General features: G+C 71.7%; 11 protein-coding genes and 1 pseudogene. 3 read left to right on the top strand and 9 right to left on the bottom strand.

Going from position 1 to position 13,324, the window contains the following annotated elements:
- Positions 1-179: pseudogene (locus SACPADRAFT_RS34510) on the top strand (FAD-dependent oxidoreductase); the annotation flags it as partial.
- A 25-nt stretch (positions 180-204) separates the two neighbouring features.
- Here the strand turns inward: SACPADRAFT_RS34510 and SACPADRAFT_RS0213540 are convergent.
- The 9 genes from SACPADRAFT_RS0213540 to SACPADRAFT_RS0213580 all read right to left on the bottom strand — a co-directional run bounded on the left by SACPADRAFT_RS0213540 (position 205) and on the right by SACPADRAFT_RS0213580 (position 10,285).
- Complete coding sequence (locus tag SACPADRAFT_RS0213540) at positions 205-984, bottom strand: fumarylacetoacetate hydrolase family protein (RefSeq protein ID WP_007024739.1); 780 nt, start codon at positions 982-984, stop codon at positions 205-207.
- A 9-nt stretch (positions 985-993) separates the two neighbouring features.
- Positions 994-2,616 (bottom strand): citramalate synthase, encoded by a 1,623-nt coding sequence (gene cimA / locus SACPADRAFT_RS0213545; RefSeq protein ID WP_007024738.1) that lies wholly within the window; start codon positions 2,614-2,616, stop codon positions 994-996.
- Positions 2,617-2,860: 244 nt separating this feature from the next.
- On the bottom strand, positions 2,861-3,106 hold the full coding sequence (locus SACPADRAFT_RS0213550) for a hypothetical protein (RefSeq protein WP_007024737.1): 246 nt from the start codon (positions 3,104-3,106) through the stop codon (positions 2,861-2,863).
- A gap of 88 nt (positions 3,107-3,194) precedes the next feature.
- Positions 3,195-4,235, bottom strand: coding sequence for a 3-isopropylmalate dehydrogenase (locus SACPADRAFT_RS0213555; protein WP_007024736.1), 1,041 nt, complete (start codon positions 4,233-4,235; stop codon positions 3,195-3,197).
- 397 nt (positions 4,236-4,632) lie between these two features.
- The gene (gene serA / locus SACPADRAFT_RS0213560; RefSeq protein WP_007024735.1) at positions 4,633-6,228 is read right to left on the bottom strand and encodes a phosphoglycerate dehydrogenase; all 1,596 of its coding nucleotides are present in this window, start codon (positions 6,226-6,228) and stop codon (positions 4,633-4,635) included.
- A gap of 210 nt (positions 6,229-6,438) precedes the next feature.
- Positions 6,439-6,768, bottom strand: coding sequence for a DUF397 domain-containing protein (locus tag SACPADRAFT_RS0213565; protein ID WP_007024734.1), 330 nt, complete (start codon positions 6,766-6,768; stop codon positions 6,439-6,441).
- A gap of 180 nt (positions 6,769-6,948) precedes the next feature.
- Positions 6,949-7,962, bottom strand: a complete 1,014-nt coding sequence (ilvC, locus tag SACPADRAFT_RS0213570) for a ketol-acid reductoisomerase (RefSeq protein WP_007024733.1) — start codon at positions 7,960-7,962, stop codon at positions 6,949-6,951.
- Positions 7,963-8,027: 65 nt separating this feature from the next.
- Entirely contained in the window at positions 8,028-8,534 is a 507-nt protein-coding gene (gene ilvN / locus SACPADRAFT_RS0213575) for an acetolactate synthase small subunit (protein WP_007024732.1), read from the bottom strand.
- Positions 8,534-10,285, bottom strand: a complete 1,752-nt coding sequence (locus SACPADRAFT_RS0213580) for an acetolactate synthase large subunit (RefSeq protein ID WP_007024731.1) — start codon at positions 10,283-10,285, stop codon at positions 8,534-8,536. Before SACPADRAFT_RS0213580 ends, ilvN begins: the two co-directional genes overlap by 1 nt.
- A 458-nt stretch (positions 10,286-10,743) precedes the next feature.
- Here SACPADRAFT_RS0213580 and SACPADRAFT_RS29930 point away from each other — a divergent pair, with 458 nt between their 5' ends.
- Positions 10,744-11,484 carry a PH domain-containing protein gene (locus tag SACPADRAFT_RS29930; RefSeq protein WP_233357179.1) on the top strand — a complete coding sequence of 247 codons (741 nt, stop codon included), beginning with the start codon at positions 10,744-10,746 and terminating at the stop codon, positions 11,482-11,484.
- A gap of 42 nt (positions 11,485-11,526) precedes the next feature.
- The coding region (ilvD, locus tag SACPADRAFT_RS27640) for a dihydroxy-acid dehydratase (protein WP_007024729.1) at positions 11,527-13,324 on the top strand (1,798 nt) is incomplete at its 3' end.

Genomic DNA, 13,324 nt, shown 5'->3' on the forward strand with positions numbered 1-13,324 from the left:
CCTGCTGCACCGCGTCGTGGTCGCACCCGTCGTCCAAAGGCCGCCGGGCGGGCCCGCCGAGGCCGGTGCTCGCCCTGCTGCGCCGCGCGCCGTGGCTGACGGTGGTCCCGGCCCGTCTGATCGGGATCGGCCCCCGACCCGAACACGCGCCGGGATTCGCCCGGCGCCCGCCGTCCTGACCGCCGCGCGGGGCGGTCCCGCCGGTCAGGTCGCCTGCACGGAGTTGGTCAGCGTGCCGATGCCCTCGATCGTGATCGAGACCTGCTGCCCCTCCTCGATCGGCCCCACACCCTCCGGCGTGCCGGTGAGGATCATGTCCCCGGGCAGCAGCGTCATCACCGACGAGACGAACGCGACCAGGTCGCCGACCTTGTGGACCATCGCGGAGGTGCGGGCGTCCTGTTTGAGCACCCCGTCCACCTCGCTCGTCAGCCGGAGGTCGGCCGGGTCCACCGCGGTCTCGATCCACGGCCCCACGGGGCAGAAGGTGTCGAAGCCCTTGGCCCGGCCCCACTGCCCGTCCGAGGCCTGCAGGTCGCGGGCACTGACGTCGTTGGCGACCGTATAGCCGAGGACCGCGGCGGAGGCCTTCTCCGCGGGGACGTTCTTCACCGGCTGGCCGATGACCACGGCCAGTTCACCCTCGAAGTCGACCCGGGACGACGCGCGCGGCAACTTGATCGCCGTGTTCGGCCCGGTCACCGTGGTCGACGGCTTCATGAAGATCATCGGCTCGGCCGGGACCTCGTTGCCGGACTCCGCCGCGTGCTTGGGGTAGTTCCGCCCGACGGCGATCACCTTGGTCGGCAGGATCGGGGCGATCAGCCGGACGTCGGCCAACGGCCACCGCCTGCCGGTGTAGTTCGGTTTCCCGAACGGATGTTCCGCGATTTCCAGTACCTGGGCCGCCTCGTCGGCGTCACCCTCGGCCTCGATCGAGGCGAAGGCCACACCGTCGGGATGAGCGATTCGAGCCAGACGCACGCCGCGATCCTAACGCCCGTCGTCCGCCGTCGCGACGCCCGCCTTGTAGACCAGCGCGTCGCACAGGGCGAGCCAGCTCGCCTCGACGATGTTCGCGTGCACCCCCACGGTCGTCCACTCCCGCTGCCCGTCGGACGACCCGACGAGCACCCGGGTGACGGCGTCGGTGCCCGGGTTGCCCGCGAGGATGCGCACCTTGTAGTCGGCCAGTTCCACATCGTCCAACCAGGACAGGTGCCGGCGCAGTGCCTGGCGCAACGCGGCGTCGAGCGCGTTCACCGGCCCGTTGCCCTCGGCGGTGGCGATCACCCGGTCGCCACCGACGTGCACCTTCACCGTGGCCTCGGACACCACCTCCCCGTCCCGCCGGTGGTCGAGCACCACGCGGTACGACTCGAGCGCGAACGGCGGCTCGGGGGGCGCGTCATCCGCCTCGGCGCGCAGCAACAGTTCCAGCGAGGCGTCGGCGGCCTCGAACGACCATCCTTCCGACTCCAGCGCCTTCACCTTCTTCAGGGCACTGCTCAGTGCCTCGGGCCGGTCCGTGAGGTCGAGGCCGATCTCGGCGCCCTTCAGTTCCAGGCTCGCGCGGCCCGCCATCTCGGTCACCAGCACCCGCATGTCGTTGCCCACGACCGCCGGGTCGATGTGGTTGTACAGCAGCGGATCCACCTTGATGGCGCTGGCGTGTAGACCCGCCTTGTGCGCGAAGGCGGAGGACCCCACGTAGGCCTGATGGGTGTCCGGGGCGATGTTGGCGAGTTCGGCCAGTGCGTGCGAGACGCGGGTCAGCTCCGCCGCACCGCCCTCCGGGAGCACGTCCATGCCGAGCTTGGCGACCAGGTTGCCGGTGACGGCGAACAGATCGGCGTTGCCGGCCCGTTCGCCGTACCCGTTGGCGGTGCACTGGACGTGCGTGGCACCGGCCTGCACGGCGGCCACGCTGTTCGCCACCGCGCAGGCCGTGTCGTCCTGACAGTGGATCCCCAACCGGAGTCCGGTGCGCCTGCCGACCTCGGCGACGGTCTCCGCGATACCCAGCGGCAGTTGCCCGCCGTTGGTGTCGCACAGCACGACGACGTCCGCGCCCGCCTCGCCCGCGGCCTCCAGCACCCGCAGCGCGGTTTCCGGGTCGTGCGCGTAGCCGTCGAAGAAGTGCTCCGCGTCGACGAACACCCGGCGACCGAGCCCGACCAGGTGGGCGACCGTGTCCCGCACCATCGCGCACGCCTCGTCGGTGTCCACCCGCAGCGCCCGTTCGATGTGCCGGGAGTCCGCCTTCGCCACCAGGGTCACCACGGGCGCCCCCGAGTCCACCAACGCCCGCACCTGCGGGTCGTCGGCGGCACGGACCCCCGCGCGCCGGGTGGAGCCGAACGCCACCAGCGCCGCGTGCCGCAGGGACAGTTCCCCCGCGGCGGCGCGCGCGAAGAACTCGGTGTCCTTGGGCAGCGCGCCCGGCCATCCGCCCTCGATGAACCCGACCCCCAGCCCGTCCAGCAACCGCGCCACGGCGAGCTTGTCGGCCACGGAGTACGCGATGCCCTCCCGCTGCGCGCCGTCGCGGAGGGTGGTGTCGTAGAGGTGGAAGCGGTCCCCCATCGGGGTGCCCGCGGGTTCCGTGCGGTTCACGGGGTCTCCTCGCCACGGTTTCCGATCAACAATGCGGTGTCCGATCAACAATGCGGTGTCCGATCAACACTGCGGTGTCCGATCAACAAAGCGGTGTCCGACCGGACGGTGTCCGACCAACAAAAAAGACCCCTCGCGGGATCGCGAGAGGTCTGCGCGCCGGGTGCCCGGATCAGGCACTCATCCGGCGCGCCGGCGAATAATGAGCACACCTGCGGTGGTCATGGACGTCATGGTGGCACAGTCACCGCTTCCGGCGGCGTTCGGCCCCCGTCTCCCCGGCGTAGCCGAGGTCGTCCCCCGCGGCCCGGCCGACGAAGGTGTCGTTGTGCCCGGGACCGGTCGAGGACTGGTTGTCCCCGCGCTCGTCCGGCCTGCCGCCGGTCGGCCGGGCGCGGGAGACGGCCGGGTCGTCGGCGGCGTCGGCCTCCGGCGCGCTGGAGGAGGCCGGTTCGATGCGCCCACGCAGGACACGGAGCCATTTCCACATACGGCCGGACTACCCACGCCCGTCCGGGGGAAACGACCCGCGCCGCGCCGCCCGCCCTCCTCCGCGACGCGCCAAGACCGGAGTTCGGTCAGCTCGCCTGGCGCGCGTTCGACGAGACCAGCGCGGCGAGCCGATCGCCGATGGCCTGCGTGGTGCCGGGCGAGCTCTGGTCCCGCGTGGCGAGGTCGAAGGCGACCGACGCCTCGATGCGGCGGGCCGCCTCCTTCTCCCCGAGGTGGTCGAGCAACAACGAGACCGACAACACGGCCGCGGTGGGGTCCGCGAGGTTCTGGCCCGCGATGTCCGGGGCGCTGCCGTGCACCGGCTCGAACATGCTCGGGTTCCGCCTGGAAATGTCGAGGTTCCCGCTCGCGGCGAGACCGATGCCGCCGGTGACCGCGCCGACCAGGTCGGTGACGATGTCGCCGAAAAGGTTGTCGGTGACGATGACGTCGAACCGGCCCGGGTCGGTCACCAGGTGGATGGTGGCGGCGTCCACATGGGAGTAGGCGACCGTCACGTCCGGGTGACGCAGCGACTCCTCCTCGACGATGCGGGACCACAGCGACCCGGCGTGTTCGAGGACGTTCGTCTTGTGCACCAGCGTCAGGTGCTTGCGCTCCCGCTGCTCGGCCCGGTCGAAGGCGTCGGCGACGACGCGCCGCACGCCGAAGGCGGTGTTCAGGCTGATCTCGGTGGCGATCTCCTGCTCGGTGTCCTTGCGCAGGAGTCCGCCGTTGCCCGCGTACGGGCCCTCGGTGCCCTCGCGCACGACGACGAGGTCGATCTCACCGGGGTCGGCGAGCGGCCCGCGCACACCCGGGTAGAGGCGCCCCGGCCGGAGGTTCACGTGGTGGTCGAGTTCGAACCGCAGGCGCAGCAGCAGGCCGCGCTCCAGGATGCCGCTGGGCACGCTCGGGTCACCCACGGCGCCGAGGAGGATCGCGTCGTGCTCGCGCAGCTCGCCCAGCACCGACTCGGGGAGCAGTTCCCCCGTGGCGTGCCAGCGGGAGGCGCCGAGGTCGTACCTGCTGATCTCGGCGTTCGGCACGACCTCGGCGAGCACCTTGAGTGCCTCGGTCACCACCTCGGGCCCGATCCCGTCGCCGGGGATCACAGCGAGCCGCATCCACACACCTCCGTGACATCAGGCACCCGGCCGCTCCGGACACCCATCCGCGATCGAACTCCAGCGACGGCAGGCTACCGGCTGTCGACACGGCATCGAAGAACGACCACCCGTCCGCCGCAACGAGCCTGCTGCGCAGTCACACAATCGTGGCACACGGACGCGGTATCACCCGCCGCAGGGACGCAGGGACACGCGGCATTCCCGCGACTCGACGGGACCCATCGCACACCCCCCCCACAGCGGGTCGCCCGGCCGGATGACCCCCGACGGCGCACCACCCGCTGCGGGGTGAGCGGTGTGCGGCCTGGCGGTGTGCGACACACGGCGAGGCCGCCCGGCCCCGCGGCACGGCGGAACCGGGCGGCCTCGTCGGGGACCGGGCGGTCGGTGCCGGTCAGTCGAAGTCGACCGTGCGGATGCGCTGGGCGTCGACCGTGGCGCCGATCGGCTCCAGCAGGTGGTTGTCCACGGCACGGTCCACGCGCAGCAGCATCACGGCGTCCGAACGGTCCGTGGTCTGGCTGATCTGGGCCGCCTCGATGTTGATGCCCGCCTCGCCGAGCAGGGTGCCGACCCGGCCCATGATCCCGGGCCGGTCCGGGTACTCCATGAGCAGCATGTGACCCTCGGCGCGGATGTCGAAGTGCCTGCCGTTGACCTCGATCAGCTTCGGCACCTCGTCCTTGCCGGAGACCGTGCCGGAGACCGAGTGCTTCGTGCCGTCGGCGTGCACGACGGTCACGGTGAGCTGGCTGCGGTAGTTGTCGCTCTCCGGCCGGGTGGTCACGCTCGCCTCGACGCCCAGGTCCTCGGCCAGCCGGGGCGCGTTGACGAAGGTCACCTGGTCCTCGACGACACCGGAGAACACGCCGCGCAGCGCCGCCAGCTGCAGCACGCTGACGTCCTCGCCGGAGAGCTCGCCACCGGCCACGACGGAGACCGACGCCGGCGCCTTCGCGCTGAACGCCGACAGCACGGTGCCCAGCTTCTGGGCCAGCGGCACGTACGGCCGCACCTCCTCGCCGACGGCGCCGCCCGCGACGTTGACCGCGTCCGGCACGAAGTCCCCGCGCAGGGCCGCCAGCGTCGAGTGGGCCACGTCGGTGCCCGCCCGGTCCTGCGCCTCGTGGGTGGAGGCGCCCAGGTGCGGGGTGACCACGACGTTGGGCAGGTCGAACAGCGGGCTGGAGGTGGTCGGCTCCTCGGCGAACACGTCCACGCCCGCGCCGCCGACCCGGCCGTCGCGCACGGCCTCGGCCAGCGCGTCCTCGTCCACCAGACCGCCGCGGGCCGCGTTGACGACGATGGCGCCCTTCTTGATCTTGGACAGCGCCGTGGCGTCGATCAGGCCCTTGGTCTCGGGGGTCTTGGGCAGGTGGATCGTGATGATGTCGGCGCGGCGCAGCAGCTCGTCCAGCTCCACCAGCTCGACGCCGAGCTGCCCGGCACGCGAGGCCGAGGCGTAGGGGTCGTAGGAGAGCAGTTCGGTGTCGAACGCGCCGAGCCGGGTGGCCACGAGCTGGCCGATCTTGCCGAACCCGACGACACCGACGGTCTTGCCGTTGAGCTCGACACCGGTGTAGGAGGAGCGCTTCCACTCGCCGCCGCGCAGGGTCTGGTCGGCCGCGGGCACCCGGCGCAGAACGGACAGCAGCAGCGCCACGGCGTGCTCGGCGGCCGAGACGATGTTCGACGTCGGGGCGTTGACCACCAGCACACCGCGTTCGGTCGCGGCCGGGACCTCGACATTGTCGAGCCCCACACCCGCCCGCGCGACGACCTTCAGCCGGTCGCTCGCGGCCAGCACCTCGGCGTCGACCTTGGTCGCGGACCTCACGAGCAGCGCATCCGCCTCCTTCACCGCCTCGAGCAGGGCGGCGCGGTCGGTTCCGTCCACGTGCCGGACCTCGACCTCGTCGCCGAACACGCTGACCGCGGACTCGGCGAGCTTCTCGGCGAGGAGAACGACGGGCTGGCTGGAATTGCTCACGATGCGCCTTTCGTCAGATCGGGTTCATTCGCACCACGCGCTGAATCGGGCCACGACGCTGTGCCCGCGATGCGCCGCAGTCTAGCCCCGGGGACCTGCGGGTCCAATGGTCACGCGAGCCGGAGCACCCGGATCGGCCGCGCCGGGCCGGTGCACCACCCGCCCGGCCGGAGGCGCACGGAACCCTCCGCGTCCGGCTCTCGCCCCGCGTCAGAGCGCCTCCGGACGGTCGAATTCCCCGTCCCGCACACCGGCGAGGAAGGCGTCCCACTCGGACGGTGTGAAGACGAGCACAGTGCCGTCCGGATCCCCCGCGCGGCGCAGAGCCACGTAGGTGGCCCCGTCGCCCTGGGTGAGGAAGGCGAACTCCACCGTGGCCGCGCCGTGGTTTCCGACCCCGGGCCCGGGGTCGGCCCCGGCGGGTCCCACGGGGCCCGCGGAGCCCGCACGGGTGTGCAGTGGCCGCCACCGCGCCGACCGCAGGTCGAGCCGGTCACGGACGTCCGCCTTCTCGTCCCCGGCCGGGATCCGCTCGCTCATGGGGGGCCACGGTAGAGCACACCGTGACGGCGGGCACACCGCTCCCGACCACGCTGCGCCACCCCGGACCCGGCGGGGGTCCTCCCGCGGTCCGGAATCCGGGGCGCCGGACGACGACGGCCCCGGCCCCACGCGCGGCGGACGCGGTGGGACCGGGGCCGGGGCCGGTCGGGGCGGGGGTCAGGCCGTCTCGGTGATCGGCCGGTCCACCCAGGACATGAGACCGCGCAGCTTGGTCCCGGTCTCCTCGATCGGGTGCTGCTCGCCCTGCTGCTGCAGCCTGCGGAAGTTGGGCCGGTCGGCCTCGTCCTCGGCGACCCACTCGCGGGCGAACGTGCCGTCCTGGATCTCGGCCAGCACGGCCTTCATGTTCTCCTTCACCTCCGGCCCGATCACGCGGGGACCGCGGGTGAGGTCGCCGTACTCGGCGGTGTCGGAGATGGAGTACCGCATCCGCGCGATCCCGCCCTCGTACATCAGGTCCACGATGAGCTTCAGCTCGTGCAGAACCTCGAAGTAGGCGATCTCCGGCGCGTACCCGGCCTCGGTGAGCACCTCGAACCCGGTCTGCACGAGCGCGGAGGTCCCGCCGCACAGCACGGACTGCTCCCCGAACAGGTCCGTCTCGGTCTCCTCGGTGAACGTCGTCTTGATCACGCCGGCACGGGCGCCGCCGATCGCGGCGGCGTAGGACAGCGCGAGCGCCTGACCGTTGCCGCTCGGGTCCTGCTCGACGGCGATCAGGCACGGCACACCCTTGCCGTCGAGGAACTGCCTGCGCACCAGGTGGCCCGGCCCCTTGGGCGCCACCATCGCGACGTCCACGTCGGCGGGCGGCTTGATCAGCTCGTAGCGGATGTTGAAGCCGTGCCCGAAGAACAACGCGTCACCCGCGGACAGGTTCGGCTCGATGTCCTCGGTGTAGATCGCGCGCTGCTTGGTGTCCGGAGTGAGGATCATGATGAGGTCGGCCTCGCGGGCCGCCTCGGCGGGCGTGGTCACCCGCAGGCCCTCCTCCTCGGCCTTGGCGCGCGACTTCGACCCCTCGGGCAGGCCGATGCGGACGTCCACACCGGAGTCCCGCAGGCTCAGGGCATGGGCGTGGCCCTGGCTTCCGTAGCCGATCACGGCCACGGTGCGGCCCTGGATGATGCCGAGGTCCGCGTCGGCCTCGTAGAAGATCTCGACTGACATGAGGGGTGGTACTTCCTTTCGGTGTTGACGGGAAAAGCGGCGGAGGCGGAGTACCCGCGCGGAGGTCAGCGCGTCGCGCCCGCCGTGATGGAGCGTGCACCGCGCCCGACGGCGACCATGCCCGACTGCACCAGCTCGCGCACCCCGTAGGGTTCGAGCATCCGCAGCAGCGCATTGATCTTGTCGCTGGTGCCGGTGGCCTCGATCGTGACGGCCTCCGGGGAGACGTCGACGACCTTGGCGCGGAACAGCTGCACGGTCTCCAGCACCTGGCTGCGCACGGTGGCGTCGGCCCGGACCTTCACCAGCAGCAGTTCCCGCTGCACGGAGCTGTCCGGGTCCAGTTCGACGATCTTGATGACGTTGACGAGCTTGTTGAGCTGCTTGGTCACCTGTTCGAGCGGGAGTTCCTCGACGGCGACCACGATCGTCATGCGGGACACCTCGGGGTTCTCCGTGGGCCCCACGGCCAGCGACTCGATGTTGAAGCCCCGGCGGGAGAACAGCCCCGACACCCGCGCGAGCACGCCGGGAACATTCTCCACCAGGACACTCAGAGTATGGTTGGTCATTATTGCGAAACCTCGTCGTCGTCGAACAGCGGGCGGATGCCGCGTGCGGCCATGATCTCGTCGTTGCCGGTGCCCGCGGCCACCATCGGCCACACCTGGGCGTCCTTGCCGACGACGAAGTCGATCACGACGGGGCGGTCGTTGATCTCCATCGCGCGGCCGAGCACCTCGTCCACGCCGTCCTTCGTCTCGCACCGGAGTCCCGCACAGCCCATGGCCTCCGCCATGAGGGCGAAGTCGGGGATGCGGTGCCGGTGGCTGCCGAGGTCGGTGTTCGAGTAACGCTCGGCGTAGAAGAGATTCTGCCACTGGCGCACCATGCCGAGGTTGCCGTTGTTGATGACGGCGACCTTGATCGGGATTCCCTCGATCGCGCAGGTGGCCAGCTCCTGGTTGGTCATCTGGAAGCAGCCGTCCCCGTCGATGGCCCAGACCTGCCGGTCCGGGTACGCGAGCTGGGCGCCCATCGCGGCGGGCACCGCGAAGCCCATCGTGCCGAGCCCGCCGGAGTTGACCCAGGTGCCGGGCCGCTCGTAGCCGATGAACTGGGCCGCCCACATCTGGTGCTGGCCCACCCCCGCCGCGTAGATCGCGTCCGGACCGGCCAACTCCCCGATCCGCTCGATGACGTACTGCGGCGCCAGGGTGCCGTCCTCCGGCCAGTCGTACCCGGCGGGGAAGGTGTTCCGCCACGAGTCGAGCTGGGTCCACCACGGGCCGAGGTCCTCGGAGCCGTTCTCCCCGGTCTCCGACCGCACCGCCTCCACCAGGTCGCCGATGATCTCCGCACAGTCGCCGACGATCGGCACGTCGGCCTTGCGGTTCTTCGAGATCTCCGCCGGGTCGATGTCCGCGTGCACCACGGTCGCCTCGGGCGCGAACGAGTCGAGCCTGCCGGTCACCCGGTCGTCGAACCGCGCGCCGAGCGCGACGATCAGATCCGCCCGCTGCATCGACGCCACGGCGGCCACCGAGCCGTGCATCCCCGGCATGCCGAGGTGCTGGGGGTGCGAGTCGGGGAACGCACCCCGTGCCATGAGGGTGGTCACCACGGGGATGCCGGTCAGTTCCGCGAGTTCGCGCAGCTTCCCGGTGGCCCGCGCCTTGAGCACCCCGCCACCGACGTAGAACACCGGCCGCTGGGACCGCGCCATCAGCCGCGCGGCCTCACGCACCTGCTTGCCGTGCGGGCGCAGGGTCGGCCGGTAGCCGGGCAGACCGGTCTCCGGCGGCCACGCGAACGACGTCGTCTCCTGGAGCACGTCCTTCGGGATGTCGACCAGCACCGGCCCGGGGCGGCCCGAGTTGGCCAGGTGGAACGCCTCGGCGATCACCTTCGGGATGTCGGCCGGGTCGGTGACCAGGAAGTTGTGCTTGGTGATCGGCATCGTGATGCCGCAGATGTCGGCTTCCTGGAAGGCGTCCGTGCCGATCAGCGCGCGCGTCTGCTGCCCCGTGATGGCCACCACCGGCACGGAGTCCATGTTGGCGTCGGCCAGCGGCGTCACCAGATTGGTCGCCCCGGGGCCGGACGTGGCCATGCACACGCCGGTCTCCCCGGTGGCCTGGGCGTACCCGGTCGCGGCGTGGCCCGCGCCCTGTTCGTGCCGCACCAGCACGTGGCGCACCTTCGTCGAGTCCAGCAGCGGGTCGTAGGCGGGGAGGATGGTGCCGCCCGGAATGCCGAACACCACGTCGACACCGACCGATTCGAGCGAGCGCACGAGCGACTGCGCGCCGGTCAGCCGCACGGGCGTGCCTGCGGGCGGTCCGGGCTTCGGTCGTGCTGGTGACGGGCCGGGCGACGCCGCGGAGGGTGTCGACCCGGCGTTCGGTTCCGATCGCGAGGTGGCGCTGGTCATCGGTTCTCGCCTCATGGGTCGTGGATGGGTGTTGTCGGTGCTGCTTTCCGGGCTGTGCCGAGATCGTTCCCGCGTCCCGGCGCCGCCGCGCATGAAAAAACCCCCGCCGACCACGGATGGTCGCACGAGGGTCGCGCGTCGACGCAGAGCTGACTCCCTACGCGACGCGCGAAGGAAGTACGAGAATGAGCTGCGGTGTCACGGCGTCGACGTTAATCGCCCCCGGAGATCAGTGTCAACTGAGCGGGACGGTGATCCCGGATACTGGACCGACCGGGTTTCGCCGGCGCCCCGGTTCCCCCGTCGCCCGCTGTGCGGGGCATCATCGGGGTGTGGTGGTGAAACGGGTGAGCAACGGCCAGGACGAGACACCGGTCGCCGGGCGGGACGACCTCCCACCCACGGACGGGGCACGGACCCCGGGCGGGGACGGGGCCACCGACCGCGACCGGGGCACCGACGCCGACACGGGAGGCGCCTCCGGCAGGCGCGCCGTCTTCCGCACGCCCGCGCCCGCGCTGCTGGTGGTGTTCCTGCTGCTGGTGGGCATGCTGCCGGTCGCGTTCGCCCTGCCGGGGCTCCAGCTGTTGCTGCTGATCCCGCTCGGCCTGGGGGTCTGGGTCGTGCGCAACCGCACCACCGCCACCCGCGAGGGGCTGTCCGTCCGCACCGTGTCGGGCACCCGCGAGCTGCCGTGGGACGGGATCCGGGGCCTGTCCCTCACCCCGAAGTCCTCGGTCGGTGCGGTGCTGGTCGACGGCACCACCGTCCCCCTGCCGGGTGTGCGCACCCGCCACCTGCCGGTGTTGGCACTGGTGAGCGAGGGGCGGCTGCCGGATCCCTCCGGTGTGCTCGACCGCACGGACGGGACCGGCTCCCACGATGCGGACGACACCGACGACACCGGACCCTCCGGGACACCGGACGACCACACCGGTCCGGGGACCGCCACCGACACCGACACCGACGCCGACACCGGCACCGGCACCGGCACCGGCACCGATCAGGACGTCGACACCACCGCCGCGGAGAACGACGACACCCCCACCGGGGACGACGGGAGGAACGGGCGTCGCACGGCCGGGTAGCCATCCGGTCACCCGGTCGGGGGCGGGCGTAGTCTCTGCCCCATGCCTGCACTGCGTTCCCGTACCACGACCCACGGCCGCAATGCCGCGGGAGCACGCTCCCTGTGGCGCGCGACCGGCATGACCGACAGCGACTTCGGCAAGCCCATCGTCGCGATCGCCAACTCGTACACGCAGTTCGTCCCGGGGCACGTCCATCTCAAGGACCTCGGGGAGGTCGTCGCCGACGGCGTGCGGGAGGCGGGCGGCGTACCCCGCGAGTTCCACACCATCGCGGTGGACGACGGCATCGCCATGGGGCACAGCGGGATGCTGTACTCGCTGCCGTCGCGGGAGATCATCGCCGACTCGGTGGAGTACATGACCAACGCCCACCAGGCGGACGCGCTGGTGTGCATCTCGAACTGCGACAAGATCACGCCGGGCATGCTCAACGCCGCGATGCGGCTGAACATCCCCACCGTGTTCGTGTCGGGCGGGCCGATGGAGGCGGGCAAGGCCGTCGTCGTCGACGGGGTCGCCCACGCGCCGACGGACCTGATCACCACGATCGCGGCGTCGGCCAGTTCCGAGGTCGACGACGAGGGACTGTCCGAGGTCGAGCGCTCGGCGTGCCCGACGTGCGGGTCCTGCTCGGGCATGTTCACCGCGAATTCGATGAACTGCCTCACCGAGGCGCTGGGGCTGTCGCTGCCCGGCAACGGCTCGACGCTGGCGACGCACGCGGCGCGCAGGCAGCTGTTCACCGACGCGGGCACGACCGTGGTGGACCTGGCCCGGCGCTGGTACCGCGACGACGACGAGACGGCGCTCCCGCGTTCGATCGCGAACGAGCGCGCGTTCGCCAACGCGATGGCGCTGGACATGGCGATGGGCGGCTCCACGAACACCGTGCTGCACATCCTCGCGGCCGCACGGGAGGGTGAGATCGCGTTCACCCTGGACGATATCGAGGACATCGGCCGCCGGGTGCCGTGTCTGTCCAAGGTGGCCCCGAACTCGAACTACCACATGGAGGACGTCCACCGGGCCGGCGGCATCCCGGCGATCCTCGGGGAGCTGCACCGGGGCGGCTTCCTGCACACCGACGTGCACGCGATCCACGCGCCGTCGCTGACCGCGTGGCTGTCCGGGTGGGACGTCCGTAGCGGCGCCGCGTCGGAGCGTGCCCGGGAACTGTTCCACGCCGCCCCCGGCGGGGTGCGCACGACCGAGGCGTTCTCCACCACGAACCGGTGGTCGTCGCTGGACACCGACGCCGCGGACGGCTGCATCCGGGACGCCGCGCACGCCTACACCGCCAGCGGCGGGCTCACCGTGCTGCGCGGCAATCTGGCCGAGAACGGCGCGATCATCAAGTCGGCGGGGATCGACGAGGAGCTGTTCCGGTTCCGGGGGCCCGCCCGCGTCGTGGAGAGCCAGGAGGAGGCGGTCTCGGCGATCCTGGACCGGCAGATCCGGCCGGGCGACGTCGTGGTGGTGCGCTACGAGGGCCCGTCCGGCGGGCCGGGGATGCAGGAGATGCTGCACCCGACCGCCTTCCTCAAGGGCGCGGGCCTGGGCCGGGAATGCGCGCTGATCACCGACGGGCGGTTCTCCGGCGGGACGTCCGGCCTGTCGGTCGGCCACATCTCCCCCGAGGCCGCCGCGGGCGGGGCGATCGCGCTCGTGGAGGACGGCGACGAGATCCTCATCGACGTGCACGAGGGCAGGCTCTCGGTGCTCGTGGACGACGAGCTGCTCGCCGAGCGGCGGGCGAAGATGGAGGCCGCGGAACGGCCGTGGCAGCCCGCCCGGCGGGAGCGGCCGCTCACCGGCGCGCTGCGCGCCTACGCCCGGA

The organism is Saccharomonospora iraqiensis subsp. paurometabolica YIM 90007, assembly GCF_000231035.2.
Lineage (GTDB): Bacteria > Actinomycetota > Actinomycetes > Mycobacteriales > Pseudonocardiaceae > Saccharomonospora > Saccharomonospora paurometabolica.

Bases quoted from the DNA above. Each gene is read 5' to 3' on its own strand.
- SACPADRAFT_RS0213550 (WP_007024737.1), bottom strand. From the start codon at position 3,106: ATGTGGAAATGGCTCCGTGTCCTGCGTGGGCGCATCGAACCGGCCTCC.
- SACPADRAFT_RS0213555 (WP_007024736.1), bottom strand. From the start codon at position 4,235: ATGCGGCTCGCTGTGATCCCCGGCGACGGGATCGGGCCCGAGGTGGTG.
- SACPADRAFT_RS0213565 (WP_007024734.1), bottom strand. From the start codon at position 6,768: ATGAGCGAGCGGATCCCGGCCGGGGACGAGAAGGCGGACGTCCGTGAC.
- ilvC (WP_007024733.1), bottom strand. From the start codon at position 7,962: ATGTCAGTCGAGATCTTCTACGAGGCCGACGCGGACCTCGGCATCATC.
- ilvN (WP_007024732.1), bottom strand. From the start codon at position 8,534: ATGACCAACCATACTCTGAGTGTCCTGGTGGAGAATGTTCCCGGCGTG.